This window comes from Streptococcus sp. 2018WUSS126, assembly GCF_044427425.1.
In the GTDB taxonomy this organism is placed as follows: domain Bacteria; phylum Bacillota; class Bacilli; order Lactobacillales; family Streptococcaceae; genus Streptococcus; species Streptococcus hashimotonensis.
On sequence record NZ_JAOTGB010000007.1, the window covers coordinates 16,757 to 43,192 of the forward strand.

At 41.6% G+C, this 26,436-nt stretch carries 24 protein-coding genes; 19 read left to right on the forward strand and 5 right to left on the reverse strand.

Annotated features, from left to right (window positions below):
• Window position 1: 1 nt before the first annotated feature.
• The 6 genes from ODU34_RS03685 (at window position 2) to ODU34_RS03710 (ending at window position 6,188) form a co-directional block, all read left to right on the forward strand.
• Window positions 2–1,000: a glycosyltransferase family 4 protein gene (locus ODU34_RS03685; RefSeq protein ID WP_105179003.1), complete on the forward strand. Its 999-nt coding sequence runs from the start codon at window positions 2–4 to the stop codon at window positions 998–1,000.
• Window positions 1,001–2,314 (forward strand): glycosyltransferase family 4 protein, encoded by a 1,314-nt coding sequence (locus tag ODU34_RS03690; protein ID WP_024384913.1) that lies wholly within the window; start codon window positions 1,001–1,003, stop codon window positions 2,312–2,314. It begins immediately after the preceding gene.
• Window positions 2,315–2,328: 14 nt separating this feature from the next.
• Window positions 2,329–2,703 (forward strand): hypothetical protein, encoded by a 375-nt coding sequence (locus tag ODU34_RS03695; RefSeq protein WP_024384912.1) that lies wholly within the window; start codon window positions 2,329–2,331, stop codon window positions 2,701–2,703.
• Window positions 2,704–2,972: 269 nt separating this feature from the next.
• Window positions 2,973–3,308 (forward strand): MazG-like protein, encoded by a 336-nt coding sequence (locus ODU34_RS03700; protein ID WP_398578294.1) that lies wholly within the window; start codon window positions 2,973–2,975, stop codon window positions 3,306–3,308.
• A 2-nt stretch (window positions 3,309–3,310) separates the two neighbouring features.
• Window positions 3,311–5,260 (forward strand): threonine--tRNA ligase, encoded by a 1,950-nt coding sequence (thrS, locus tag ODU34_RS03705; protein ID WP_398578295.1) that lies wholly within the window; start codon window positions 3,311–3,313, stop codon window positions 5,258–5,260.
• Window positions 5,261–5,324: 64 nt separating this feature from the next.
• The gene (locus tag ODU34_RS03710; protein WP_105179005.1) at window positions 5,325–6,188 is read left to right on the forward strand and encodes a hypothetical protein; all 864 of its coding nucleotides are present in this window, start codon (window positions 5,325–5,327) and stop codon (window positions 6,186–6,188) included.
• 46 nt (window positions 6,189–6,234) lie between these two features.
• Here the strand turns inward: ODU34_RS03710 and ODU34_RS03715 are convergent, their stop codons facing one another.
• Genes ODU34_RS03715 through ODU34_RS03730 form a run of 4 tightly spaced genes read right to left on the reverse strand, consistent with a single transcriptional unit; the run spans window position 6,235 to window position 9,233 of the window.
• A complete protein-coding gene (locus tag ODU34_RS03715; RefSeq protein ID WP_105179006.1) occupies window positions 6,235–6,894 on the reverse strand; it encodes an amino acid ABC transporter permease in 660 nt (219 codons plus the stop codon).
• 14 nt (window positions 6,895–6,908) lie between these two features.
• Window positions 6,909–7,607: an amino acid ABC transporter permease gene (locus tag ODU34_RS03720; protein WP_105179007.1), complete on the reverse strand. Its 699-nt coding sequence runs from the start codon at window positions 7,605–7,607 to the stop codon at window positions 6,909–6,911.
• 14 nt (window positions 7,608–7,621) lie between these two features.
• Window positions 7,622–8,461: a transporter substrate-binding domain-containing protein gene (locus ODU34_RS03725; protein ID WP_105179008.1), complete on the reverse strand. Its 840-nt coding sequence runs from the start codon at window positions 8,459–8,461 to the stop codon at window positions 7,622–7,624.
• A gap of 10 nt (window positions 8,462–8,471) precedes the next feature.
• A complete protein-coding gene (locus tag ODU34_RS03730) occupies window positions 8,472–9,233 on the reverse strand; it encodes an amino acid ABC transporter ATP-binding protein (RefSeq protein ID WP_002935839.1) in 762 nt (253 codons plus the stop codon).
• A gap of 193 nt (window positions 9,234–9,426) precedes the next feature.
• On the opposite strand from ODU34_RS03730, the gene yycF reads away from it, so the two are divergent.
• The 12 genes from yycF (at window position 9,427) to ODU34_RS03790 (ending at window position 22,234) form a co-directional block, all read left to right on the forward strand.
• Window positions 9,427–10,131: a response regulator YycF gene (gene yycF, locus ODU34_RS03735; protein ID WP_105179009.1), complete on the forward strand. Its 705-nt coding sequence runs from the start codon at window positions 9,427–9,429 to the stop codon at window positions 10,129–10,131.
• Window positions 10,124–11,473 carry a cell wall metabolism sensor histidine kinase VicK gene (vicK, locus tag ODU34_RS03740; RefSeq protein WP_105095421.1) on the forward strand — a complete coding sequence of 450 codons (1,350 nt, stop codon included), beginning with the start codon at window positions 10,124–10,126 and terminating at the stop codon, window positions 11,471–11,473. The genes yycF and vicK overlap by 8 nt, the downstream gene beginning before the upstream one ends.
• A gap of 6 nt (window positions 11,474–11,479) precedes the next feature.
• A complete protein-coding gene (locus ODU34_RS03745; RefSeq protein ID WP_024407014.1) occupies window positions 11,480–12,283 on the forward strand; it encodes an MBL fold metallo-hydrolase in 804 nt (267 codons plus the stop codon).
• Between the two features lie 355 nt (window positions 12,284–12,638).
• Window positions 12,639–14,024, forward strand: a complete 1,386-nt coding sequence (vga(F), locus tag ODU34_RS03750; RefSeq protein WP_032497549.1) for an ABC-F type ribosomal protection protein Vga(F) — start codon at window positions 12,639–12,641, stop codon at window positions 14,022–14,024.
• 91 nt (window positions 14,025–14,115) lie between these two features.
• A complete protein-coding gene (gene pbp2b / locus ODU34_RS03755) occupies window positions 14,116–16,191 on the forward strand; it encodes a penicillin-binding protein PBP2B (protein ID WP_136646830.1) in 2,076 nt (691 codons plus the stop codon).
• Between the two features lie 9 nt (window positions 16,192–16,200).
• Complete coding sequence (recR, locus tag ODU34_RS03760) at window positions 16,201–16,797, forward strand: recombination mediator RecR (protein ID WP_105121818.1); 597 nt, start codon at window positions 16,201–16,203, stop codon at window positions 16,795–16,797.
• A 104-nt stretch (window positions 16,798–16,901) separates the two neighbouring features.
• A complete protein-coding gene (locus ODU34_RS03765; RefSeq protein WP_105179012.1) occupies window positions 16,902–17,948 on the forward strand; it encodes a D-alanine--D-alanine ligase in 1,047 nt (348 codons plus the stop codon).
• Window positions 17,949–18,049: 101 nt separating this feature from the next.
• Entirely contained in the window at window positions 18,050–18,430 is a 381-nt protein-coding gene (locus tag ODU34_RS03770) for an OsmC family protein (RefSeq protein ID WP_105179036.1), read from the forward strand.
• A gap of 341 nt (window positions 18,431–18,771) precedes the next feature.
• A complete protein-coding gene (gene murF, locus ODU34_RS03775) occupies window positions 18,772–20,133 on the forward strand; it encodes a UDP-N-acetylmuramoyl-tripeptide--D-alanyl-D-alanine ligase (protein WP_105179013.1) in 1,362 nt (453 codons plus the stop codon).
• An 11-nt stretch (window positions 20,134–20,144) separates the two neighbouring features.
• Window positions 20,145–20,684 carry a Crp/Fnr family transcriptional regulator gene (locus ODU34_RS03780; RefSeq protein WP_161498328.1) on the forward strand — a complete coding sequence of 180 codons (540 nt, stop codon included), beginning with the start codon at window positions 20,145–20,147 and terminating at the stop codon, window positions 20,682–20,684.
• 94 nt (window positions 20,685–20,778) lie between these two features.
• Window positions 20,779–21,375, forward strand: a complete 597-nt coding sequence (locus tag ODU34_RS03785) for an NAD(P)H-dependent oxidoreductase (RefSeq protein ID WP_105179015.1) — start codon at window positions 20,779–20,781, stop codon at window positions 21,373–21,375.
• Between the two features lie 160 nt (window positions 21,376–21,535).
• Entirely contained in the window at window positions 21,536–22,234 is a 699-nt protein-coding gene (locus ODU34_RS03790) for a TIGR02206 family membrane protein (protein WP_105179016.1), read from the forward strand.
• Window positions 22,235–22,263: 29 nt separating this feature from the next.
• Here the strand turns inward: ODU34_RS03790 and ODU34_RS03795 are convergent, their stop codons facing one another.
• Window positions 22,264–24,600: a cation-translocating P-type ATPase gene (locus ODU34_RS03795; RefSeq protein WP_205014587.1), complete on the reverse strand. Its 2,337-nt coding sequence runs from the start codon at window positions 24,598–24,600 to the stop codon at window positions 22,264–22,266.
• 237 nt (window positions 24,601–24,837) lie between these two features.
• On the opposite strand from ODU34_RS03795, the gene ODU34_RS03800 reads away from it, so the two are divergent.
• Window positions 24,838–26,382: a peptide chain release factor 3 gene (locus tag ODU34_RS03800; RefSeq protein WP_002935863.1), complete on the forward strand. Its 1,545-nt coding sequence runs from the start codon at window positions 24,838–24,840 to the stop codon at window positions 26,380–26,382.
• Window positions 26,383–26,436: the final 54 nt, after the last annotated feature.

Below are 26,436 nucleotides of genomic sequence, written 5' to 3' on the forward strand. Positions count from 1 at the left end.
TATGAAAGTACTATTGTATTTAGAAGGTAAAACTGTTTTAGAGAAATCAGGAATTGGTCGGGCGCTTCAACACCAGATGGAAGCGCTAGATATGGCAGGTATTCCTTATACAACAGACCTGCTGGGAGATTATGATGTCATTCATATCAATACTTACGGTCCACGCTCCTGGTTATTGCTACATGCAGCCAAACGGAGTGGAAAAAAGGTAATCATGCATGGACATTCCACGAAGGAAGATTTTCAAAATTCCTTTATCGGTTCGAATACCCTAGCTCCTTTTGTAGGGAAATATCTAGCAAGCATGTACCAAAAGGCAGACTTTGTCATCACTCCTTCAGAGTATTCAAAAAAACTCATCCGGTCTTACGGTGTGACAACGCCAATTATAGCCGTTTCGAATGGTATTGATTTAGATAAATATAAGAAGGATGAACGTAAGGAAGCAATCTTTCGAGAGCATTTTAAAATTGAAGAAGGTCAGCCAGTTGTTGTCTGTGCAGGGCTCTACTTCCGACGTAAAGGAATTGAAGACTTTGTCAAGGTAGCCGAAAAGATGCCGCATGTCCGCTTCATTTGGCTCGGTTCAATCAATAAGTGGCTGATTCCGTCATATATTAGAAAAATTGTTGAGGGAGATCATCCAGCGAATGTCGAGTTTCCAGGTTATTTTAAAGGTGCTGTTTTTCAGGGTGCAATGAGCGGAGCGGATGCCTTTTTCTTCCCATCGTATGAGGAAACAGAAGGGATTGTTGTTCTGGAAGCTCTTGCTAGTCATCAGCATGTTGTTCTAAGAGATATTCCAGTTTACAATGGTTGGATTGACGAAAACGTTGCCGAATTGGGACATACAGTGGATGATTTTGTCGATTCTATTCAGAAAATCTTAGACAAGCAGGTTGATAAACGTGAGGCGGGCTACCAGGTTGCGGTTAGTCGCTCGATTGACAATGTTTCCCACCAATTGGTGGATGCCTATCGACAAGTATTGGAGATGTAAATGCGGATTGGATTGTTTACGGATACCTATTTTCCACAGGTTTCAGGAGTCGCGACTTCGATTCGGACTCTTAAGACAGAGTTGGAGAAATTGGGACATACGGTATTTATTTTTACGACGACAGATGAGGATGTGAATCGCTACGAAGATTGGGACATTATCCGAATTCCTAGCGTACCTTTTTTTGCCTTTAAAGATCGTCGAGTGGCCTACGCGGGTTTTACAGATGCCTTAAAAATTGCAAGTCGCTATAAACTAGATATTATTCATACTCATACAGAATTTTCTTTGGGGATTTTGGGGAAAATGATTGCCAAGGAACTAGATATTCCAGTGGTACATACTTATCATACCCAGTATGAAGACTACGTACACTATATTGCCAAGGGGAGGATTATTCGTCCTGGGATGGTTAAATATTTAGTACGGGCATTTTTAAAAGATCTGGATGGGGTAATTTGCCCCAGTGAGATTGTTGAAGATCTTTTAATGAGTTACAACGTTCCGATTTCTAAACGAGTCATTCCGACAGGAATTGACCTGGCAAAGTTTGATAGACCAGAAATTGGCAAGGATGAAACAGATGAGTTGCGGGAACAACTAGGAATTGCTAGTGATGAAACGATGTTGTTAAGTCTGTCTAGGATTTCTCACGAGAAGAATATCCAAGCAATCGTTCAGGCAATGCCAAAAATTTTGCTGGAAAATCCCAAGGTGAAGTTGGTCATTGTCGGAGGTGGACCTTATACAAATGATCTTCAGGAAATGATAGCGGAGCTTAATCTAGATGAACACATCCAGTTGACGGGGATGATTGCTCCAAGTGATACAGCGCTTTATTATAAAGCTGCGGATTTCTTTATTTCTGCTTCGACCAGTGAAACACAGGGACTAACTTTCTTAGAAAGCTTAGCTTCTGGAACTCCTATTTTGGCACATAGCAATCCCTACTTAAAAAACGTTATAACAGATAAGATGTTTGGGACACTCTTCATTCGAGAACAGGAGTTGGCAGATGCCGTCGTTGAGGCAATTATTGCTACACCACCAATGAATCCGTATGTGCTTGATAAGAAGCTCTATGAGATTTCTTCTACGAATTTTGGGCGCAAGGTTTTTGAATATTATCTAGATTTGAAGATTTCGTATGATTTTAGAAAAGAACATACTAATCAAGATAGTGTAGCAGAAGCTTTGATAAAAGAGGCTATTTACCTACCGCAAAAAGTAGTAGTTAAATCAACGGACACAACAGCAAAAATATTGAAAAAATCAGTCGAACAAGTAAAATCAATCCGGAATTTCTTTGAATAATCTGGAGGTTTCAAATGGAAAAGCTTCGGAAAGAGAGTTGGAAGAATCTGGTTTTGGCAACTCTCATTGTTCTATCCATGTATGCAGGTATTTATCTGATTGCCTTTCATCTGATTAGTGACACTATGCTTTCTAAGGAGCTGGTGGTTGGGAATATATTGCTCTATACTCCCATTGTGTTATTCCTAACGGGTCTTCTTTATGGATTTTTTTATGGCTTTTCTCCTAGCCTTCTTGCCTTGGTTTTACTGCTTTATCCTGTAACCATCTTTTTCTTTAAGGAATGGATTATTCTCTATCAGATTGTCTACACCTTATGTGCTCTGATTGGAAATGGGATAGGAGCTCTGCTATTTTCTCTAAGAAAGAAAATGAGGAAAAATCCTTGAAAAATCAGAAAATCCTTGTTATAATAGCCTCTAGAGACTTATCAATTCTAGGAAATCTTTGAGAGAGTGTGCGGTGGGTGCAAGCACATAGAGGATAGGATTGACACTACTCGGTATGATTTTATGCAAACATAAAAGGGTGGTTCCCTTATCGCCAATCTGAGGTAGTCAGGCTTTTCAGCTTGACTGCGAATGAAGGTGGAACCACGTTACGACGTCCTTTTGCGAGGGTGTCGTATTTTCTTTTTTGACAAAACAAGGAGATGAAGTTGACCAACATTCCACAAGAAACGATTGACCGTTGCCTAGCCATTCGCAAGGCTTACAGAGAGTTGGAAGTCAAGCACCACGACAAAGAGTGGTCCATCGAGGAGGACCTCTTGGCTTTGACCAATGATATTGGCAACATGAACCGTCTGATTATGACCAAGCAGGGGCGTTACTATGATGAAACGCCTTATACCTTGGAGCATAAAATGGCTGAAAATATCTGGTGGTTGATCGAATTAGCCGACCGACTGGATATTGATATTCAAAAAGAAATGGAAACCTTTTTAACTCAGAAAGAAGAGTTATTGGGGATTAAAAATAAAAAAAGGAGATAAATATGATTCATATTACTTTCCCAGATGGTGCTGTTCGTGAGTACCAAGCTGGTGTGACTACTTTTGAAATTGCAGAGAGCATCAGCAAGTCTTTGGCGAAGAAGGCTCTTGCTGGTAAGTTCAATGGTAAATTGATTGACACCACTCGTGCCATCGAAGAGGACGGTACGCTTGAAATCGTAACGCCTGACCATGAGGATGCCTTGGACATCTTGCGTCACTCAGCTGCCCACTTGTTTGCCCAAGCGGCTCGTCGTCTTTTCCCAGACATCAAGTTGGGGGTTGGTCCAGCTATTCAGGATGGTTTCTACTATGACACGGACAATGCGGCTGGTCAGATTTCAAATGAAGATTTGCCACGCATTCAGGAAGAAATGATGAAGATTGTCAAGGAAAACTTCCCTTCAGAACGCCGTGAGGTGACCAAGGAAGAAGCTCTTGAGATTTTCAAAACTGATCCATACAAGTTGGAATTGATTCACGAGCACTCTGATGACGAGGGTGGTTTGACCATTTATACCCAGGGAGAATACGTTGACCTCTGCCGTGGCCCACACGTTCCGTCAACAGGCCGTATCCAGATTTTTGAATTGCTCAATGTGGCTGGTGCATACTGGCGTGGTAAGAGCGAAAATCCAATGATGCAACGTGTTTATGGTACAGCTTGGTTTGACAAGAAAGACCTCAAAGCTTACCTGCAAATGCGTGAGGAAGCTAAAGAACGTGACCACCGTAAACTTGGTAAGGAATTGGATCTCTTCATGATCAGCCAAGAAGTTGGTCAAGGCTTGCCATTCTGGTTGCCAAACGGTGCAACTATCCGTCGTACCTTGGAGCGTTACATCACAGACAAGGAATTGGCTTCAGGCTACCAGCACGTATATACGCCACCATTGGCTTCTGTTGAACTCTATAAGACTTCGGGTCACTGGGAGCATTATTCAGAAGACATGTTCCCAACTATGGACATGGGCGACGGTGAGGAGTTTGTTCTACGTCCGATGAACTGTCCGCACCACATTCAAGTTTATAAAAACCATGTGCGTTCTTACCGTGAGTTGCCTGTGCGTATCGCTGAGCTTGGTATGATGCACCGCTATGAGAAATCAGGTGCATTGACTGGTTTGCAGCGGGTTCGTGAGATGACTCTCAACGACGGTCATATCTTCGTGACACCTGAACAAATCCAAGAAGAGTTCAAAAAAGCTCTCCAGTTGATTATCGATGTGTACGCAGATTTCAACCTAAACGACTACCGTTTCCGCCTCTCTTATCGTGACCCAGAGGACAAAGAGAAGTACTATGACAACGATGAGATGTGGGAAAATGCCCAGCGTATGCTGAAGGGTGCCATGGATGAAATGGGCGTGGACTACTTCGAGGCAGAAGGTGAAGCAGCCTTTTACGGTCCGAAGTTGGATATTCAGGTGAAAACTGCCCTTGGTAACGAGGAAACTTTGTCAACTATTCAGTTGGACTTCCTCTTGCCAGAACGCTTTGGTCTGACCTACATTGGTGCTGATGGTGAAGAACACCGCCCAGTCATGATTCACCGTGGTGTTATCTCGACTATGGAACGCTTCACTGCCATCTTGATTGAAACCTACAAGGGTGCCTTCCCAACTTGGTTGGCTCCAACCCAAGTGACCATGATTCCAATCTCTGTGGAAGCTCATTTGGATTACGCTTGGAAGGTTGCCAAAGAATTGCAAGACCGTGGCGTTCGTGTACACGTGGATGAACGTAACGAGAAGATGCAGTACAAGATCCGTCAGAGCCAGACCAGCAAGATTCCATACCAACTCATCGTCGGTGATAAGGAAATGGAAGATAATGCAGTCAACGTTCGTCGTTACGGAAGTAAAGCAACGCAAACTCAGTCAGTCACAGAATTTGTGGACCATATCCTAGCAGATATTGCCCGCAAGTCGCGTCCAGCAGAAGCTGAATAATTAGAACAAGAAGTCCGAAAGGGCTTCTTTTTTGGTATAATAGTCAAGGAAAATGGTGGTAATAATGAAAAGAGTAATAAAAGTTATTGTAGGTCTGATGTTAGGAATCGTTGGTTTCTTTATTGTCATGATAATTGGTTTGTATCTCTTATTTAGTCCCAGGGTGGCTAGTCGAGAGGAATTGATATCGTATCAGATGATGCTTGAACAGGGTATGGAGTCATATGGTTTCACTGGTAAGGTAGAGTTGACAAAATTTCGTCCTATAACCATTGGTAACCCATGGGATGTTGTAGAGTATGACTATACTGAAGTTGTAGATGGTCAGTCGATTACACTTCAATCTTCCGATACCTTGGTCAATGACCAGATTGAAGGTAAGGAAGAATTACAGGGAATGCTAAGTATGGCTGCATATTTTCACGATAGCCCAAGCAGTATGTTACATCAATTTGATGGTATCGTTGACCAAGCTATGTGGCATCAGCCGAGAGGTAAATATTTACTGAATCAGGCACAGCAGATATTTAAATTGATGGAAGAAAAAGATTTCACTTTGTTTGAAGTGGATGGTAGGCTTGAAACTCAGGATGAAAAATTGATAAAGTTTTATGAAAAGGTAGAGGAAAATCGCGATAATGGTCGGGCTTTTGCAGGTTTTTATGATATTAATTTAGACTGGCTCATGGAGGAAGAAATGGCGGTAATTGAAGTTGAATTTTTTAATAAGAAGGACCTTGGTTTAGAAAACGACTTAGTAGAGGAAGATAAATTACTAGCTGATTTAAAACAGAAAGTCGAAACATTTGACTATTCTAATGTGGAAGACGGAACCTATAGAATTGGTTTTCGTAGACCTGGAGTGCAGTCAACTAGTTTTTTCGTAACAATCAAGGTAAAAGATCATCATTATTTATTCTTAAAATAGTTGTTACAAACACAAAAACTCCCAACCAATTGGCTGGGAGGAATGTTTATTCAATACTGCTCGCCCAAGACTTGGCCACATAACGTGACAGACTTGAAATGGCAAAGTTGATAATGAAATAGATGAGAGCAACCATGAGGTAAAGGGCAAAAACTTGCTCTGCCTCAAAGTAGCGTCCCATGAGGATTTGACTAGAACCAAAGAGTTCTTGCAAGGCGATAACGGAGTAGAGGAAACTAGTGTCCTTGATGACCGTTACAATCTGCGAGATAATGGCTGGCAACATCTTACGAATGGCCTGCGGCATGATGATATAGACCATGATTTGCACTGGGGTAAAACCCTGTGATAAACCAGCTTCGGTCTGGCCCGGTCCGATGGCGTTGAGACCACCACGGATAATCTCGGCCATGGCTGCCGTGGTAAAAATAGTAAAAGCAGTAATACCAGCAGGCGTTGACTTCATTTGGAAGACTAAGAAAACTGTGAAAATCCAAAGCAAGTTTGGCACATTACGCACAAATTCGATATAGATGGTTGCAATCCACTTGAAAATTGGATTTTTTCCGTTGCGCATGATAGCTAGAATCATTCCGAAAAGAATGGACAGGATTACCGAAATACTTGAGATATAGAGTGTTAACTTCAAACCACTCCACAAGAGTTGGAAGGTTGAAGGTTTGAGTAATTCTAAAACATAATGCATCGTTCAACCTCCTATTAGTGTGAAAAAGCTGACTTATTCTTTTCTTCAATGCGGCGACCCCAGCTTGCAACAGGGAAGCACATGATGAAGTAAAGGAAAGCAGCACCAGCAAAGGCTGGTATGTAGTTGGCATTCATGGCAGACCAAGATTTTGTCATAAACATAATATCAGCTCCAGAGATAATGGCAACAGTAGCCGTATTCTTAATTAAGTTTACTACTTGGTTGGTCAAAGGTGGAAGAATGGTCGGAATGGCCTGTGGCAATATGATGATTCGCATGGTTTCAGCCTGGGTAAATCCCTGTGAAAGTGCGGCTTCAGTTTGCCCGGCAGGCACAGCCTCAATCCCTGCACGAATGACCTCTGCGATATAGGCACCGTGATAGAGGCCCACGCAGATAACAGCTGTCCAGTAGATGGACGGCATGAGAACATAATTTGAAATCAGTGGAAGTCCATAATAAACAATCATGAACTGAACCAAAAGCGGTGTATTTTGATAGTATTCAACATAGACACGTGCGATGATTTTTAAAACTTTATTTTTACTTGAAGAGAGACTACCAAAGACAATTCCTAAAAACATGGCCATGATAAAGGCCCCGACAGAAATGGCTAAGGTAAAGAGAAAACCTTGGAAAAAGGTTGGAAAATCCTTGAAATAACTGACCCAGTTCTCCCAAGCGTAAGGACTAGTTGTTAAAACTGTCATATTGTTTCACCTTTCTATTCGTCAGTTTCTGTGACTGGTTTGAGACCATTGGCATCATAGATGCTTTGTAGGCTAGTATCGGCAGTCCATTTTTCTACGAGACTATTTAAGTAGTCGTTAAGGTCTTTGTTAGATAATTTAGTAACAATTCCATAGTCAGAAGCTGAGAAGCTAAAGTCCATGAGTTCAGATTTCGAGCTGATATACCCAGAAAGGATAGATTGGTCTACAGAAAATGCGTCTGTACGGTGAGCACGTAGCGAGACAGAGAGTTCTGGATAAGAACCAAGTTCAGCAAAGTTTACTGAAATGCCATACTTATCTGCTAGTTCAGAGATGAGGGTACGTGTAATGGAACCCTGAGCTACACCGATTGTCTTTCCATCTAGGTCGGTAAAGGTCTTGATTCCACTATCCTTATTGACCAAGAAGCCAACGGCATCTGTGTAGTAAGGAGTTGTGAAATTGTAGAGTAGCTTGCGCTCCTCGGTGATGGTAAAAGTTGCGATGACCATATCAACTTGACCGTTATCAAGCAGTGGTCCGCGAGTTTGTGCCGTAACAGGGGTAAATTCAATCTCTACACCTAACTCGTCTGCAATTTTGCGAGCAATGTTAATCTCCATTCCCTCGAATTCACCAGTATCAGGGTTCTTGTAGCCAAAGTTTGGGACGTCCTGTTTCACTCCGACGCGGAGCACGCCCCTATCGATGATAGCTTGAACTTGATCACTATTGGTAATGGATGCGGGTGTTTCTGTTTGAGCTGCTGGTTGTTTTGCGAAAACGAGAAGAATAAGTCCGAAGACCAATAATCTAATTGCAAAGAAAATGTTGATTTTTTTCTTATCCATAGACTACCTCCTAGAGTTTTACCTTATCAGATTCGTGGTTGATAATCTTGCTGAGGAATTGTTGGGCACGAGGCTCTGTCGGGTTGTCAAAGAAGCCATTCACATCTGTTGTATCAACTAAAACTTCTCCCTCGGCCATGAAGATGATGCGATCAGCTACTTCACGGGCAAAGCCCATTTCGTGTGTTACGACAATCATATTCATCCCGTCACGTGCCAATTTTTGCATAACTGCAAGTACATCGCCGATAGTTTCTGGGTCCAAGGCAGATGTTGGTTCATCGAAGAGTAGAAGCTCAGGTTTCATAGCCAAGCCACGAGCGATGGCGACACGTTGTTTTTGGCCTCCGGATAGCATAGCAGGGTAGGAATCCTTCCGATCCCAGAGGTTAACAAACTCAAGATACTTTTGAGCGGTTTTTTCAGCCGTAGCTTTATCGATTCCCAAAACCTTAATAGGTGCCAAAGTAACATTTTCTAACACGGTTTTGTGTGGGTAGAGGTTAAAATGCTGGAAAACCATGCCAACTTCTTTGCGAAGTGATACGAGCTCTTTGATAGAAGTAGAGGAAATATCATGTCCGTTGACAATGAGCGTTCCTTCATCAATTGCCTCTAAACCGTTAATCGTGCGAATGAGAGTAGATTTTCCGGATCCGGAAGGTCCAAGGAGAACGACAACCTGTCCAGGTTCGAATTCCAAGTTGATATTGCGTAGGGCGTGGTAGTCGCCATAGTATTTGTTGACATCTTTAAATTCTACTAAAGCCATAAAATTCTCCTTGCATAGTGTTTTTTAGGTATTCCCATCTTAGCATTGCCTATATACAATGTCAAGTAAATTCTGACAATTTAATGTATTGTATGTAATAAAATATGACATATCTGTGTCAGATGGTTTTGAAATATGAATTTTTTAGGTAAGTTTGATATAATAGAAAAAATAAAGCAAAGGTAAGATACTAATGAAAAAAATATTAATTGTAGATGATGAAAAACCAATCTCAGATATTATTAAGTTTAATATGACGCGTGAGGGATATGAAGTTGTGACAGCTTTCGATGGACGTGAAGCCTTGGAAGTATTTGAGGCTGAGTTTCCTGACATTGTCATTTTGGACTTGATGCTGCCAGAATTGGACGGACTAGAGGTCGCTCGAATGATTCGTAAGACCAGCAATGTTCCAATCTTGATGTTATCTGCTAAAGATAGCGAATTTGATAAGGTTATCGGGCTTGAAATCGGGGCGGATGATTATGTGACCAAGCCCTTCTCTAATCGTGAATTGCAGGCGCGTGTTAAGGCTCTTCTTCGTCGTAGTGAATTGGCAGAGACGCAGACAAATATTGAGTCAACAGGAACTCCAGAGTTGGTGATTGGCGATTTGGTCATTCTGCCTGATGCGTTTGTCGCTAAGAAGCATGGCAAAGAGCTGGAGCTGACCCATCGTGAGTTTGAATTGCTCCACCATTTGGCCAAACACTTAGGTCAGGTTATGACTCGAGAACATCTATTGGAAACAGTTTGGGGTTATGATTACTTTGGTGATGTCCGCACGGTGGATGTAACGATTCGTCGTCTGCGTGAGAAAATTGAAGATACACCAAGCAGACCAGAATACATTCTTACTCGTCGCGGAGTGGGATATTTTATAAAAGGAAATGATTAATCAATTACGTTATTTAATGACCACGGCAGAATTTTGGTTTGTTGTCATTTTGATTGGCTTTCTAATTGCTCTGACGGTCCTTTTGATTGAAAACTATCGGGATAATAAGCAAATTAAACAACTCAATCAAAAAGTCAATGCCTTAATTGAGGGGAATTATGCAGATGTGTTAGACATGAGGGGAAGTCCTGAAATCACAGACATGGCGAATTCTCTTAATGATTTGTCGGAGGTCATCCGCTTAACTCATGATAATTTAGAACAAGAAAAGACACGTCTGTCTTCCATCCTGTCCTATATGAGTGACGGTGTTATTGCTACAGACCGTATCGGACGGATCATCATGATTAACGATATGGCCCAGAAACAGTTGGGGCTTTCTAGCCAAAAGCAGGAGCAGTATCACCTGCTAGAGGTTTTAGATTTATCAGACCGTTATACATTGAGAGATTTGTTGGCTCAGACACCTGAGATTGTGATTGATCACACCAATGAAAACGAAGAATTTTTGACTTTACGCGCTAATTTTGCCACGATTCGTAGTGAGAGTGGTCTAATTTCTGGCCTGGTTGTCGTCTTGCATGATATGACCGAGCAGGCCAAGGAAGAGCGGGAACGTAGGCTGTTTGTGTCAAATGTGAGTCATGAATTGCGTACGCCATTGACTTCCGTCAAATCCTATCTAGAGGCTCTGGATGAGGGAGCGCTGACGGAGTCTGTTGCACCGAGTTTTGTTAAGGTATCCTTAGATGAGACCAACCGCATGATGCGGATGATTACAGACCTCCTAAGCTTATCGCGTATTGATAATCAGGTTGGTCAGATAGATGTCGAACTGATAAACTTTACTGCTTTTGTGACCTTTATTCTTAACCGTTTTGACCAAATGAAAAATGCTGATTCTGATAAGGTCTATACGATTGTTCGTGACTATCAAATCAGTCCTATTTGGGTTGAGATTGATACAGATAAGATGACTCAGGTTTTGGATAATATCTTAAATAATGCCATTAAATATTCGCCAGACGGCGGGACAATTACCTTCAGCATGAAGACCACAGATAGCCAGTTGATTGTATCCGTCTCAGACGAAGGTCTGGGGATTCCGAAAGCAGATTTACCTAGAATTTTTGACCGATTCTATCGTGTGGACAAGGCACGTTCTCGTGCCCAAGGTGGCACAGGTCTTGGTTTAGCTATTGCAAAAGAAATCGTGAAACAACATAAGGGCTTTATCTGGGCTAAAAGCGAATATGGTCATGGCTCAACGTTTACAATTGTCTTGCCGTACAGCAAGGACATCGCACTAGATGAGTGGGATGATTCAGATGAGGAAGAATAGGAGAATATGATCGGAAAAGGTTTTAATTATAGTATTTTAGCTTCGGGGTCCAGCGGGAATTGTTTTTACCTGGAAACAGATAAAAAGAAAATCTTAGTGGATGCGGGCTTATCAGGGAAAAAGATTACCAGTCTTTTGGCGGAAATTGACCGAAAGCCTGAGGATATTGATGCTATCCTGGTAACGCATGAACATAGCGATCACATCCATGGTATCGGTGTTTTAGCACGTAAGTATGGGATGGACATTTATGCCAATGAATTGACCTGGCAGGCTATGGAGAGCAAATTGGGCAAGATTGATGTGGCTCAAAAACATATCTTCGAATTGGGTGCTATGAAGACTTTTGGCGACCTAGACATTGAGTCCTTTGGAGTCAGTCACGATGCTGCATGTCCGCAATTTTACCGTTTTATGAAGGATGACAAATCCTTTGTTATGTTGACGGATACAGGCTATGTCAGTGACCGCATGGTTGGAATTGTAGAAAATGCCGATGCTTATTTGATTGAATCGAACCATGATATTGAAATTTTGCGCTCAGGTTCTTACTCATGGAATTTGAAGCAACGGATTCTATCTGATAAGGGACATCTTTGTAATGAAGATGGAGCTGATGCCATGATTCGCTCACTTGGAAATCGGACCAAAAAGATTTACCTAGGGCATTTGTCAAAGGAAAACAATATCAAGGAATTGGCTCACATGACCATGGTTAATCAATTGGCACAGGCTGATTTAGGAGTTGGAGTGGATTTCCAAGTCTATGATACATCGCCAGATACAGCGACTGCCTTGACCAAGATTTGACAAATTCATTTAACTTGTTTAGAATAAATATATAAAATACGTGAGGTGAAGTTACATGAATAATTAAGCTACTTATTAGTCGTTCTTAAAACTTGTTGAAAATCAATTATTTGATAATTTAGTCTTTTAGTTTGCTTTTAGTACTAGGCAACGAGCTGCAGGCTGTACTGAAGTACGGCAAAGCGAGTTAACGAAGTAATAGAAGATAAACTAAATGACTACACAAGGGATAAGACTGCTCATAAGGGCTTACTATTCGTGTGACTTTTCCATAGGAGAGGTCATGTTTTACATGGCTTTTTTCTGTGTTCATTTTGCAGAATAGGGGCTCTTTTTGTGAAGAAAAGAGGTCTATATGGAAGTAATGAAATGTATTCAATTAGAGAAGGAATTTGCGGGACGCAGTTTGTTTACAATCAAGCAGTTGAGCCTTCAAGCTGGTCAAAAGGTTGGTTTGGTTGGAAATAACGGTGTTGGCAAGTCTACTTTTTTGAAAATCTTACTGGGACTGGATAGGGATTTTGCTGGTCAGATTGAGGTAAAAGCAGACTGGGCCTATGTATCCCAGTTACAGGAAAGGAGCTCGCTTTCAGGTGGGGAACAGGTTTGGAAGTCTATTCAAGAGGCTTTTGCCCAAAGACCACAGTTGTTAATCATGGATGAACCAACTGCCAATCTGGATCAAGAACACCAGGAAAAGCTAATCAAACAAATCAAACGCTATCGTGGCAGTCTACTGGTTGTCAGTCATGATCGGCATTTTCTCAATCAAATAGCCAGTCACATTTGGCATTTAGAAGAAGGAAGTATTCAGGTCTATACAGGGAATTACGAGGCGTTTGTAGAAAGTCGCCGGGCTAGGCGAGAAGGACAGCAGGAGGCTTATGAAGTCTATCAGAAAAAAGTCGCTCAACTAAAAAAAGCCCAACAAGAGCGTCAGGTCAAGGCTCAGAAGATGGGGAAGAAAAAGAAAGGTGTTTCATCATCTGAGTGGAAAGTCAGTGCTTTTATGGGATCCTATGACAGTCAAGCCAAGTCTATGGCCAAGGCTGCCAAGCATTTGGAAAAACGGATGGAGCGTCTGGACAAGGTTGAACAACCTAGAAAGGAAACGTGGGTAAAGATGGAAGCGAAAGGTGCCTTGGATACTAGTCTTCACAGTCTCTTTCGCTTACAGGCTGGTCAGCTCTGGATTAGGGAAAAGTATTTATTTGGTTTCCCTCAGATAGGGATGACGTTTGGGGAGAAGTTAGCCTTAGTGGGGGCGAATGGTTCTGGAAAGACTAGTTTTGTCCAAAAAATATTAAGGAAAGAATTAGCAGGCTATTATAACCCTAAGTTAAAAATTGCTTATTTTGCACAGGATTTGATAAACCTTGATGAAGAAAAGACTGCTTTTGAAAATGTTAGTTGTACCTCTCTTCAAGATAGGATGACGATTCTCAATTTATTAGGTATGTTAGGACTTTCTTACGATAAGGCTCAGCAGAAGGTAGCAAATCTGTCTGGTGGTGAGCGTGTTCGTCTCTCCTTAGCTAAGGTATTGTTGGCAGATGCAAATCTTTTGATATTAGATGAACCGACAAATTTTCTAGATATGGCAGCTATTGAGGCTTTGGAAACATTCTTGAAAGAATATGAAGGAAGTGTCCTCTTGATTTCCCATGATCAACAGTTTGTGGAAACATCTGTTCACAGTCAATGGGAGATAGTGCAAGCTTGTCTCGTGAAGAAATCATAAGAAAATATTTTCTGAAAAGGAGGCTCTGTCTAAAAAATATTTTTTGCCTGTGGTATAATAAGAAGGATATTTCTAGAATGAGGTCTTTGAAGTGAAAAAAAGAAAGAACAAGCCTTTGGAACACGATGGAAATTTTATTTCCCTTCGTTTAAATATTTTATTTTCTATCGTGATTTTCCTTTTCCTAGTTTTGATATTGCGTCTGGCAGATATGCAGATCATCAATCATGATTTTTATAGTAATAAGCTGTCTACTGCCAGTCAGAAAATCATCAGCAATGGCTCTATCCGTGGGCAGATTTACGATGCACAGGGAAAACCTTTGGTTGAAAACGAGATTCAGCAGGTTGTCTCCTTCACACGTCCCAACAAGATGTCTGCTCAGGAAATGAAAGAAGTAGCTAATAAACTCTTGCAGTGGGTCAATGTTTCAGACGTAACAATTACTCAACGTGATAAGGCTGATTATTATTTGGCAGATGAAGAGGTTTATCGTCAGGTAGTCGAGGCCTTGCCAAAAGATAAAAAATACGATTCCGATGGTAACTACTTGAGCGAATCAACAATTTATTCGAATGCAGTTGATAGTATCCCTGCCGAAGCATTACAATATTCTGAGCAAGACAATAAAGCGATTGAACTGTTCAAGCAGATGAATGGTGCTACTTACTTCTCTACTGTTAATTTGGTAACGGATACTCTGACTTCTGAACAGGTTGCTCATATCGTAGCCAATGAAAGTCAACTTCCAGGCATTTCAACGACCAATAACTGGCAACGGACGATTTTACCAACTTCCCTCAGCTCCATTATCGGTACAGTAACGAGTGAACAGGCTGGTTTGCCTGCAGAAGATGCAGAATATTATCTATCCAAGGGCTACTCTTCAAATGACCGTGTGGGAACTGCCTACCTCGAGAAACAATATGAAGAAGTCTTGCAAGGTCAACGTGAGAAAAAACAAATAAACCTGGATAGAAATGGAAATATCGAAAGTATTGAGACAATCCAAGAAGGGCAGCAGGGAAATAATATTAAACTGACTATTGATTTAGCCTTTCAAGATGGGGTCAATGCTATTTTGAAAAAATACTTTGAAAGTGAGCTAGCTACTGGTAGTGCGCTTTACTCGGAAGGTGTTTATGCAGTTGCATTAAATCCTTCTACAGGTGCAGTGCTTGCTATGTCAGGATATAGTCACGAAAAAGGCTCAAGTACTATTACGGAGGATGCTCTTGGTACGATTACAAGTGTCTTTACACCAGGTTCCATCGTCAAAGGAGCGACAATTAGCTCTGGTTGGGAAAATGGAGTTATCAGTGGTAATCAGGTTCAATTAGATGAACCAATCTATTTTGCAGGTTCAGCTCCAATTACCTCTTGGTATGGGGCCTATGGTAGTTTTAATATTGATGCGACAGAGGCTCTAGAATATTCTTCTAACGTCTACATGGTTAAAATTGCCTTGGGGCTACTTGGTCAGACCTACTCAGCTAACATGTATTTGAATGATGGTGATACATTGAAAAACGCTATGACTAAGCTTCGTTCGACTTTTGCAGAATATGGTCTTGGTGCTTCTACAGGTATTGACCTTCCACTCGAATCTACAGGATTTTTACCAGATAAGTATACGACAGCCAACTTTATTACCAACGCTTTTGGACAGTTTGATAACTATACACCGATGCAGATGGCACAGTATGCAGCGACCATTGCGAATAATGGGACACGGATTTCTCCTCACCTCGTTGAGGGAATTTATGGGAATAATGCCCAAGGTGGTTTGGGAGAATTAATTGAAACCGTATCTGGTAAGGAGATGAATCAGGTTAATATCTCCGCTGAGGATATGTCTCTTCTTCGTCAAGGTTTCTACCAAGTTGTCAATGGCGGTGGGCGCTTTAATACAGGTAGTGCTATCGGTCGTGGTGCGACCGTGACCATCAGTGCCAAGACTGGTACAGCCGAAACCTATACAACAACAGCTTCAGGAGATGTGGTTACTGCGATCAACACCAACGTTGTTGCCTACGCGCCTAGTGATAATCCTCAAATTGCGGTAGCAGTTGTCCTACCAAATTTGACCAATCAAAGTTCAACAACTACTAAAACAATTACTCAAGAAATTATCAATTTATATCAATCACTTCACCCAATGAACTAAAGGAGGCTTATGCTTTACCCTACACCTATTGCCAAGTTAATTGATAGCTATTCTAAATTGCCAGGTATCGGTATAAAAACGGCTACCCGTTTAGCTTTTTATACTATTGGCATGGAGGATGATGTCGTTAATGAATTTGCTAAAAATTTATTGGCAGCTAAGCGAGACCTATCTTATTGCTCCGTTTGTGGTAATCTGACAGATCAGGACCCCTGTGCCATTTGCCAGGACTCAACGCGAGACCAATCTACTATTTTGATTGTAGAGGATAGTCGAGATGTTACAGCTTTGGAAAATATTCAAGAATACCACGGTCTTTATCATGTCTTGCATGGCTTGATTTCTCCCATGAATGGTATCGGACCAGATGATATTAATTTGAAAACCCTCCTCACTCGCCTAATGGATAATGAGGTTACAGAAGTTATTGTGGCGACCAATGCAACAGCAGATGGAGAGGCTACATCTATGTATATCTCACGTATCCTCAAACCTGCGGGAATCAAAGTAACCCGACTAGCTCGTGGCTTAGCGGTAGGCAGTGATATTGAATATGCAGATGAAGTGACCCTGTTGAGGGCTATTGAAAACCGCACAGAGCTATAGCTGCTCTGTAGTTAGATACGTTCCTAATTTTAAGATAGGATAGATATGATTTGTTAAATTATGCTATACTAAGAGTAGTAGCGTTGATACAGGAAGGAAAATATATGTCAAAAGAAACCTTGATTTTACTATATGGTGGGCGTTCTGCAGAGCGTGAGGTATCCGTTCTGTCTGCCGAAAGCGTCATGCGTGCCATCAATTATGATAAATTTTTTGTCAAAACCTATTTCATCACACAAACTGGGGACTTTATAAAGACGCAAGAGTTTTCTCAAACACCGTCTGCCGATGAAAAACTCATGACAAACGCGACAATTGTTGAAGAGCAAAAAATCCGTCCGAGCGATATTTATGAAGAAAAGGCAGTCGTTTTCCCTGTTCTTCATGGACCAATGGGAGAAGACGGGTCAATTCAAGGCTTCTTGGAAGTGCTTCGTATGCCGTATGTTGGTACTAATATATTGTCTTCCAGCGTTGCCATGGACAAAATCACTACCAAGCGTGTTCTTGAATCAGCAGGAATCTCCCAAGTACCTTATGTGGCAGTTATCGAGGGTGAAACTATCGATGATAAGATTGCAGAGATTGAAGGAAAATTGACTTATCCGGTCTTTGTAAAACCAGCTAATATGGGATCAAGTGTCGGTATCTCAAAAGCCGAGGATTTAGCTGGCTTGCGTAAGGCGCTTGATTTGGCCTTCAAGTATGACAGCCGTGTCCTCGTTGAGCAGGGTGTTAATGCGCGTGAGATTGAGGTTGGTCTTTTGGGAAATGCTGACGTGAAAACGACACTTCCTGGCGAAGTAGTCAAAGACGTTGCTTTTTATGACTACGATGCCAAATACATCGACAACAAAATCACAATGGAAATCCCAGCTAAGATTGATGAGTCTATCATGGATACCATGCGGGACAATGCTGCCAAGGCCTTCCGTGCTATCGGTGGTTGTGGCCTTTCTCGCTGTGATTTCTTCCTGACTGAAGACGGAGACATCTTCCTGAATGAGCTCAACACCATGCCAGGCTTTACTCAGTGGTCTATGTATCCACTCCTTTGGGATAATATGGGACTTGTTTACCCAGACTTGATTGAAGAGCTTGTTCGTTTGGCCAAGGAAATGTTTGAAAAACGTGAAAGTCATTTGATTTAATGAGAATGAAAAGGATTGGAAAATTTCCAATCTTTTTCTAGTTCACATTCTTGCAAAGGTTTGCAAAAAGGAATAAAATGGAACATGTTCTGGAGGTGTTTATGTATCAAACGACAGTAAGAGGGGAAGGTCTGTTTCAGGCAGTTTCTCAAGGTTATGGCGAATCGGTTCGTACCTTTGGGGTGACGGAGAAGGGGGAGACTCCAGTTAGTCTAGTTAATATTGGCTTAGCTGCCTGTATCACCATGTGTGTGCAGGGCTATTATGCCAGTCAAGAAGGCAACAAAACCATGCCTGTTCAGGTGGAGAGTCGCTTGGACAATCAGCGTTTTGAAGTGTTGATTGGAATTGGAGAGTCGGTTTCAGCGCAAAAGCAGAAAGAGATTCTTGCCTATGTGGAAAAGAAATGTAAAGTCAAAGCTCTTTTGAGGGAAGACTTGAAGTTTGAGACAAGTTTTTATGTCTTAGAAAGTGTGGAGTAGATGTTTTTAGCAATTGAAGAAATGCGACAAGGTTTATGAGATGAAAGATGGTGTCCTCACTCAAGTTCGATAAAAAGTGGTATAATAGAAAGATACTGGGTAAATAAATCAGTCCACTTTTCAAAGTTTGAGTCAACATCTCAGCGCAGTGGTTGATTGGCAGATTTGTTCGTGTATCACACTCTAAATCTGACCTAACTACTGATGCGAACTGTGTTCGCTTTATTTCCAACCTCAAACTGTCTCCCAGACAGTTTGAGCTGTGCGGGGGCGTGAAGACGAACTCTTCTTTGAATGTTTGAGTTCTTTCCCGCTCCCTTTTTAGTTTATTGGAGAAAACAATGAAATTAACCCTACATGAAGTCGCTCAGATCTTGGGCGCAAAAAATGATATTAGTCTTTATCCTGATACAGCACTCAACAAGGTCGAGTTCGATAGCCGGCTCGTCACAACTGGCGACCTCTTTGTTCCACTTAAGGGAGCGCGTGACGGTCATGACTTTATTCCTGTGGCTTTTGAAAATGGCTGCGCTGTAACCCTTTCGGAAGCCAGCCTTGATGTTCCTCACATCCTAGTAGATGACTGCTTGGCTGCGCTACAAACATTAGCGGCCTACTACTTAGAGAAAACGGAGGTAGAAGTCATTGCCGTGACAGGCTCAAACGGAAAAACCACCACCAAGGACATGATTCACGATGTTCTAGCGACGACTTACAAAACTTATAAGACACAAGGCAACTACAACAACGAAATTGGTCTGCCTTACACCGTCCTCCATATGCCTGACAATACAGAAAAACTGGTCTTGGAAATGGGCCAAGATCACTTGGGAGACATTCATCTCCTATCCGAAATTGCCAAACCAAGTCTATCAGTTATTACCCTTTTTGGTGAAGCGCATCTGGAATTTTTCGGCTCACGCGAAGAGATCGCCAAAGGAAAATTACAGATTGCGGACGGAATGACAGCTGGTAGTAAGCTTCTGATCCCAGCAGATCCGATTGCGGACAAGCTCTTGCCAAGCCATGTAGAACTCATTCGCTTCGGTGAGCAGGCTGATTTGCAGGTGACCAGTCTGGTCGAGTCAAAAGATAGCCTGACCTTCACCGTCAACTTTATGGACGGCGACATTTTCCTCCCAGTAACAGGCAAGTACAATGCCACCAATGCCATGGTAGCAAGCTATGTGGGCAAGACCTTGGGTGTGCCTGATGAGGCAATCAAGTCAGCTCTAGCCAGTCTTAACTTGACCCGCAACCGCACCGAGTGGAAGAAGTCAGCAAACGGAGCAGATATTCTCAGCGATGTCTACAACGCAAACCCAACGGCCATGCGATTGATTTTGGAAACCTTCTCTAGCATTCCAGCCAATGAAGGTGGCAAGAAAATCGCCGTTTTGGCAGACATGAAAGAACTGGGTAGCCAGTCCGTCAATCTCCACAATCAAATGATTCTGAGCCTGTCGCCTGATGTGCTAGACACCGTTATTTTCTACGGTCAGGATATTGAAGGTCTGGCTCAGTTGGCTAGTCAGATGTTCCCAATTGGAAAAGTCTATTTCTTTAGGAAAAATGCAGAGCAGGATCAATTTGAAGACCTGGTAAAACAGATTAGGGAAAGTCTAGGGAAAGAGGACCAAATCCTCTTTAAAGGCTCTAATTCTATGAAACTTGGAAAAGTGGTGGAAGCGTTAGAAAAATAGGAGAAATAGAATTGTCAATCCTAGATGAATTGTTTCAACATGAAGATATTCAACCACATTTAATATATAAAGAAATAAAGGCAAAAGACCATCTTTTAGATGAAGGTCAAGTCTCGCATATGATTTATCTTGTAAAGTCCGGTGCGTTGAGACTGTGGCATAACCATGACGGAAAAGACATCACTATTCAGTTTTTCTTTGAGGGAGATTCGGTTTCGTCTCTTGAAAGTTTTTTAACGAAGACAGAAAGTATTTACAGTCTTCAAGCTATTGAAGATACTGTGGTTTCTTGCCTAAATCGGCAACTATTTGAAACATTTTTACTAGAACACCCAGAGTATTATCGCTCGTTGACAATACTTTTAAGTCAGAAAATGATTAAATACAACCATCTTTTTCTGTCACGAATAAAAAACTCACCTGAGCAACGATTTTTAGAATTGGTTCAAGAAAAATCTGACCTGTTATGGAGAGTTCCAGATATTTATTTATCTTCTTACCTAGGAATAACTCCTGTATCACTTTCTAGAATAAAAAAACGACTGACTTAACATTTGTTAATGTCGGTCTTTTTAGATTGTAATATACTGGTTGTACCTTGAATGATAAACAAGGAACAATAAAAAAAACAGAGGAGAAATTTCAATGAAAACAACAATTGTCTATAACCATCCCTATGAAAAATCATATAATCACGCTATTTTAGAAGCCAGTATAGCTGGTGCTCAAAAGGCGGGTAGTCAAGTGCAGGTTATTGATTTAGATGCAGAAAAGTTTAATCCTGTGATGACTAGTGAAGATTTGCTCGGATTTGTGAAACATCAGCAGGTTGATCCACAAGCCCAAACCTATTCAAAGCATATCGGAGAATCAGATCATCTCATCTTGATTTTTCCAATCTGGTGGGAGTTGATGCCAGCGATGATGAAAGGCTTCATTGACAAAGTTATTTTTCCAGGAGCATTTTACGACTATAAAGCAAATAGCTATAGTATGCAGGCACGTCACGAGAAGCTAAAAACTATCACCATAATCACAACTATGAATACTCCTAAATTTTTGTATCAACTAATTTATGGGAATGCTATCAAAAATGCGTTAATCAAGGGAACATTTCAGAAGACAGGCTACAAAGATGTGAAATGGATGAGTTATAACATGGTAAAAATGGTTGATGATAGGAAAAGAAAATCTTGGCTAGAGCAGATTGAAAAACGGATTTATCAACGTATTCAACAGTGATAAGTCAATCCTCTTCAAAGGCTCCAACTCTATGATTCTTGGAAAAGTGGTGGAAGCAATAGAAAAGTAGAGAGGTGAGACCTCTCTTTTTTAGCAAGTCTTGTCAAAATACCGAAAAGTTGATATACTGATTCCTGGGGAAAGAAAGGAATTTAATAAGATGAGTGATTTTTTTAGTAATCAGATTTCTGAAGCACCGAACTTGGACGTATTGGAACATCTGTTTCTCATGATTATTTGGTTTTTCATGCTCTATCTTTGTTTTCGTTGTTACCAAAAGAGATGGTTTCATACTGTTTTTTGGTGGCTTCAATTTATACAGATTGTCTCCCTCTATACTTGGTATATTATGGCTGATTTTTCTATTTCTGAGAGTCTTCCTTTTTATCACTGTCGCTTGGCTATGCTCTTTATTCTTTGGGCTAAGCCCGGACCTCTGAAACGTTATTTTGCTTATCTCGGTCTTTTCGGATCGCTTTCGGCCTTTATTCATCCGGTATTTGATCCATTTGCTTTCCCGCATCTAACCTTCTTTACTTTTGTTATTGGCCACTACGCCTTGACTGTTAATTGTATGTTGTACCTGTTATCTGATTTAGAAGGGGAGATGTTGAAAGGAAAAGAGGTGGCGAAATATACGCTTATTATGAATATGCTGATTCTAGGAGTAGCTCTTTTAACTGGCGGAAATTATGGATTTTTGAGACAGGCACCTTTAGTGAATACTAATAATCTTCCTTTGAATTTCTTCTTGGTAACCTGTCTGCTCTGTTTCTCTATTTTGAGTATACAAGCTATGGTGATTACTTATTTGAAAAAAGAAAGCAGACAAATGGATTCGCAGATACTGAAAAAATAAGACTTGAAAATTGCTTTCAAGTCTTATTTTTAGCGTTTAAACGCGCCTTGTTTGTAGCTAATCCAGAAAAAGACAGGGATAAAAATAAGCATTAATCCAGAATAGATTGGCAATGTGTGACTGTTTAGGGGGTGAATTTCAATCAGACCATGTAGGAAATGGGAGCTGATGAAGAAACCGAAAACGGAATAAATAATAAGAGCCAGTCGAGCTTTTGACAGTGGCAAACAGGCACGAATGACAGCCAGTAGACCTGTTGAACCAAGAACATAATAAGAGAGGGTTTGCATGTCATGCAAGTTTAAGTATCCAAAGACTTGCATTAAATGGAAAATAAGGACACTGAGAACAACCATGAGAGCATTTGGTAGGGCTAAGAGAAGAGATTTTCTGAGAAAATGTTTTTCTACGGGGCGGATATTTCGTTCAAAAGTTAGGATAAAAGGAGGAAAACCTTCAACAAATTGACCAATGAGAGTCATTTGTATCTGAATAAATGGGAAAACTAACAAATATTCTGCTTTACCTAGGGCGATACTAGCGATACAGATAAGGCCAAGTAAGAAAGAGTAAATTGTTTTGATAAGAAAGATGGGTGCAATGTGGGAGATGTTATTAACAACGCGTCGTCCCTCAAAGAGAATCTCAGGAATATCTCGAAATTCAGAATCTAGGAGGACTAGATTAGCGATTTGTCTGGTAGCGGGATCGCCTTCTGCCATAACAATGGAACAATCAGCTTCGCGTAGTGCGAGAATATCATTGACCCCGTCACCGGTCATTGCAGTAGTATGTCCCTGTGCTTTGAGGGTTTGGATGAGCAATTTTTTCTGATGTGGGGATACGCGACCGAAAATGGCGGTTGTTTCAGCTCTGGCAATTAGTTCTTCGTCGTCAACTTTGGAACAATCGATATAGCTATCGTAGTCAGCAAATCCAGCTTCCTTAGCAATGTGTGAGACAGTCACGGGATTGTCACCAGAGATTATTTTTAGTGTCACTTCTTGCGAGCGAAGATAGGCTAGTGTTTCTGCGGCGTCTTCTCGGATTGGGTCGGCAATTTCTAATAGAGCTAGAGGTTCAATATTCTCAGGTAGCTGATTTTGAGAAGAAGGAAGGGACTGTTGGCTAAGCGCAAGAATCAGGACACGGGAACCACGAGCCTGTGCCTCAGAAACAGAAGGAGGATTTTGTGTTAGTAGCATTTCTGGTGCCCCTAGAAAAATGTGACCAATGTTTTCTATTGTCATTGCTCCCCATTTTCTATCACTAGAAAATGGAATGATGTGACTAGCTTTATAGTGGTGCTCTAAATCACCATATTCTTTTCGAATGGCCTGAGCTGTTGAATTAGTATCCTCACTTGTCTGGATATAGGTAGCGAGTATCTGTTGGATAGTGTCAAGTGAATAATGGTTGGTTAAGGGGAGCAGGTTTTCGACGGTCATTTTCCCCTGAGTAATCGTTCCGGTCTTATCCAAACAAAGAACATCAACTCGGGCAAGTGTTTCGACGGAATACATTTCTTGTACGAGGACATTTTTCATTCCCAGCTTGATAACGGCAGTTAAGAGAGAAGTGATGGTTAGCAGAGCAATTCCCTTTGGTAACATACCTAGTAGGGCAGTAGAGCTGGTAATAACTGAGTCTTTTAAGGGAAGAAGTTTGATGAAAAAGGCTTCTAGAAAAAGAGCGAGCCCGAATGGAATGATAATTTTTCCTGTAAACTTAGCAATTTTATCCATATTGTAAAGAATACGAGAGACGATAGGTTTGTGAGTTTTCGCCTCAAGCATGAGTTTATTGGCATAGTTTTCTGCGCCAACATGGATGACTTTTGCATAAATCTGTCCGCTAACTAGATAGCTACCAGACAATAATTCAGCCCCATTATTTTTCACAATCAAGTCGCTTTCACCGGTTAACATGGCCTCGTTTGCCTCGGCTATACCTTCTAAAACGATAGCATCACTAGGAACTTGTTCGCCAGCAGACAGCAAGAGAACATCATCTAAGACAATATCTTCTGGTGCAATAGAGATTGTCTCGCCGTCACGAACAACTCGGATAAAATCCTTGTTCATCAGGTTGAGTTTGTCAATCATTCGTCGTGCCCGCCATTCTGTCAGCATTCCTGAAACAGCGTTGAGGACAATGACTCCGAAGAAGAAAAGGTTGGACCATGCCTGAACAGCTAGTAAGGCTAAGAAAATGGCAAAATTGAGTGCGTTAAAAGATGTAAACACATTTCGTCTGAAGATTTCCCAATTACTGGCACTGGTCTTTGTCTTAAAATGATTGGTTTGCTGGTTTTGAATACGTTCTTGTACTTCCTTGGTTGATAAACCTTTTATTTTTTTGTTCATTATTTTATCTTTCTTTTTCTAGTATATAGAATACATCTCATACTTATTGTAACATATTTATAATACAACAGTATAGGTCTGTAGACCTATTCTTCAATAGTTTGAAAAATTCCCTTATTTCCGATATAATAAGAGAGTTGTCTAGTAAAGAATAAGGATGAATCCAATGCAAATCGAATAAGATAAAAGCTCAGCTCTGCTATGAATCAAAATACAAAAAAATGAAAAGGAAGCATTATGTCACTACAAGAAGAAATCAAGAAACGCCGCACCTTTGCGATCATCTCTCACCCGGACGCAGGTAAGACCACCATTACCGAGCAGTTGCTCTACTTTGGGGGTGAGATTCGTGAGGCTGGTACGGTCAAGGGGAAAAAGACTGGTAACTTTGCCAAGTCTGACTGGATGGATATTGAGAAGCAGCGTGGGATCTCGGTAACTTCGTCTGTTATGCAGTTTGACTACGCGGGCAAACGGGTCAATATCCTGGATACACCAGGGCACGAGGACTTCTCTGAGGATACCTATCGGACCTTGATGGCGGTGGACGCGGCTGTCATGGTGGTGGATTCTGCCAAGGGTATCGAGGCCCAGACCAAAAAGCTCTTTGAGGTTGTGAAGCACCGCAATATTCCAGTCTTTACTTTTATCAACAAGTTGGACCGTGACGGTCGTGAGCCGTTGGATTTGTTACAGGAGTTGGAAGAAGTCTTGGGCATTGCCAGCTACCCAATGAACTGGCCGATTGGTATGGGGAAATCCTTCGAGGGACTTTATGATCTCCATAATAAACGCTTGGAACTCTACCGAGGTGATGAGCGTTTTGCAAGCTTGGACGAGGGTGACAAGCTCTTTGGTTCTAACCCCTTTTATGCACAAGTTCTGGATGATATTGAACTTTTAGCGGAAGCTGGGAATGAATTTTCAGAGCAGGCGATTTTGGACGGCGATTTGACACCGGTTTTCTTCGGCTCAGCCTTGACAAACTTTGGGGTGCAGACCTTCCTGGACACCTTCTTGGAATTTGCTCCAGAGCCACACGGTCACAAGACGACAACTGGTGACGTCATTGACCCGCTCAACAAAGATTTTTCAGGCTTTGTCTTCAAAATCCAAGCCAACATGGACCCTCGTCACCGTGACCGTATCGCCTTTGTCCGTGTGGTTTCAGGCGAATTTGAACGCGGTATGGCGGTTAACCTACCTCGTACAGGCAAGGGAGCCAAGTTGTCCAACGTGACGCAGTTCATGGCCGAGTCCCGTGAGAATGTGGAAAATGCAGTGGCGGGTGACATTATCGGGGTTTACGATACAGGGACCTATCAGGTAGGAGATACCTTGACCGTAGGTAAGAACAAGTTTGAATTCGAACCGCTACCGACTTTCACACCCGAAATTTTCATGAAAGTTTCCGCTAAAAATGTCATGAAACAAAAATCCTTCCACAAGGGAATCGAGCAACTGGTACAGGAAGGGGCTATCCAGCTCTACAAGAACTACCAGACAGGCGAGTATATGCTGGGTGCCGTTGGTCAGCTCCAGTTTGAAGTTTTCAAACACCGCATGGAAGGCGAGTATAATGCTGAGGTAGTCATGACCCCAATGGGAAAAAAGACTGTCCGTTGGATTAAGCCAGAAGACCTGGATGAACGCATGTCATCAAGCCGCAACATCCTAGCCAAAGACCGCTTTGACCAACCAGTTTTCCTTTTTGAAAACGACTTCGCCCTCCGCTGGTTCGCGGACAAATATCCTGATGTGGAGTTGGAAGAGAAGATGTAGCGGAAAGACAGAAATCAGTAATCAACAAAGTTGATTTGATTTCGTCGTCTTTCC

Excerpts from the sequence above, each read along its gene's own strand:
- ODU34_RS03720 (WP_105179007.1), bottom strand. The coding sequence starts at position 7,607 with ATGACAGTTTTAACAACTAGTCCTTACGCTTGGGAGAACTGGGTCAGT.
- murF (WP_105179013.1), top strand. The coding sequence starts at position 18,772 with ATGAAATTAACCCTACATGAAGTCGCTCAGATCTTGGGCGCAAAAAAT.
- ODU34_RS03725 (WP_105179008.1), bottom strand. The coding sequence starts at position 8,461 with ATGGATAAGAAAAAAATCAACATTTTCTTTGCAATTAGATTATTGGTC.
- ODU34_RS03795 (WP_205014587.1), bottom strand. The coding sequence starts at position 24,600 with ATGAACAAAAAAATAAAAGGTTTATCAACCAAGGAAGTACAAGAACGT.
- thrS (WP_398578295.1), top strand. The coding sequence starts at position 3,311 with ATGATTCATATTACTTTCCCAGATGGTGCTGTTCGTGAGTACCAAGCT.
- vicK (WP_105095421.1), top strand. The coding sequence starts at position 10,124 with ATGATTAATCAATTACGTTATTTAATGACCACGGCAGAATTTTGGTTT.
- ODU34_RS03770 (WP_105179036.1), top strand. The coding sequence starts at position 18,050 with ATGTATCAAACGACAGTAAGAGGGGAAGGTCTGTTTCAGGCAGTTTCT.
- ODU34_RS03685 (WP_105179003.1), top strand. The coding sequence starts at position 2 with ATGAAAGTACTATTGTATTTAGAAGGTAAAACTGTTTTAGAGAAATCA.
- ODU34_RS03765 (WP_105179012.1), top strand. The coding sequence starts at position 16,902 with ATGTCAAAAGAAACCTTGATTTTACTATATGGTGGGCGTTCTGCAGAG.
- ODU34_RS03690 (WP_024384913.1), top strand. The coding sequence starts at position 1,001 with ATGCGGATTGGATTGTTTACGGATACCTATTTTCCACAGGTTTCAGGA.
- ODU34_RS03800 (WP_002935863.1), top strand. The coding sequence starts at position 24,838 with ATGTCACTACAAGAAGAAATCAAGAAACGCCGCACCTTTGCGATCATC.
- ODU34_RS03730 (WP_002935839.1), bottom strand. The coding sequence starts at position 9,233 with ATGGCTTTAGTAGAATTTAAAGATGTCAACAAATACTATGGCGACTAC.
- ODU34_RS03710 (WP_105179005.1), top strand. The coding sequence starts at position 5,325 with ATGAAAAGAGTAATAAAAGTTATTGTAGGTCTGATGTTAGGAATCGTT.
- yycF (WP_105179009.1), top strand. The coding sequence starts at position 9,427 with ATGAAAAAAATATTAATTGTAGATGATGAAAAACCAATCTCAGATATT.
- ODU34_RS03715 (WP_105179006.1), bottom strand. The coding sequence starts at position 6,894 with ATGCATTATGTTTTAGAATTACTCAAACCTTCAACCTTCCAACTCTTG.
- ODU34_RS03790 (WP_105179016.1), top strand. The coding sequence starts at position 21,536 with ATGAGTGATTTTTTTAGTAATCAGATTTCTGAAGCACCGAACTTGGAC.
- ODU34_RS03785 (WP_105179015.1), top strand. The coding sequence starts at position 20,779 with ATGAAAACAACAATTGTCTATAACCATCCCTATGAAAAATCATATAAT.
- ODU34_RS03695 (WP_024384912.1), top strand. The coding sequence starts at position 2,329 with ATGGAAAAGCTTCGGAAAGAGAGTTGGAAGAATCTGGTTTTGGCAACT.
- recR (WP_105121818.1), top strand. The coding sequence starts at position 16,201 with ATGCTTTACCCTACACCTATTGCCAAGTTAATTGATAGCTATTCTAAA.
- ODU34_RS03745 (WP_024407014.1), top strand. The coding sequence starts at position 11,480 with ATGATCGGAAAAGGTTTTAATTATAGTATTTTAGCTTCGGGGTCCAGC.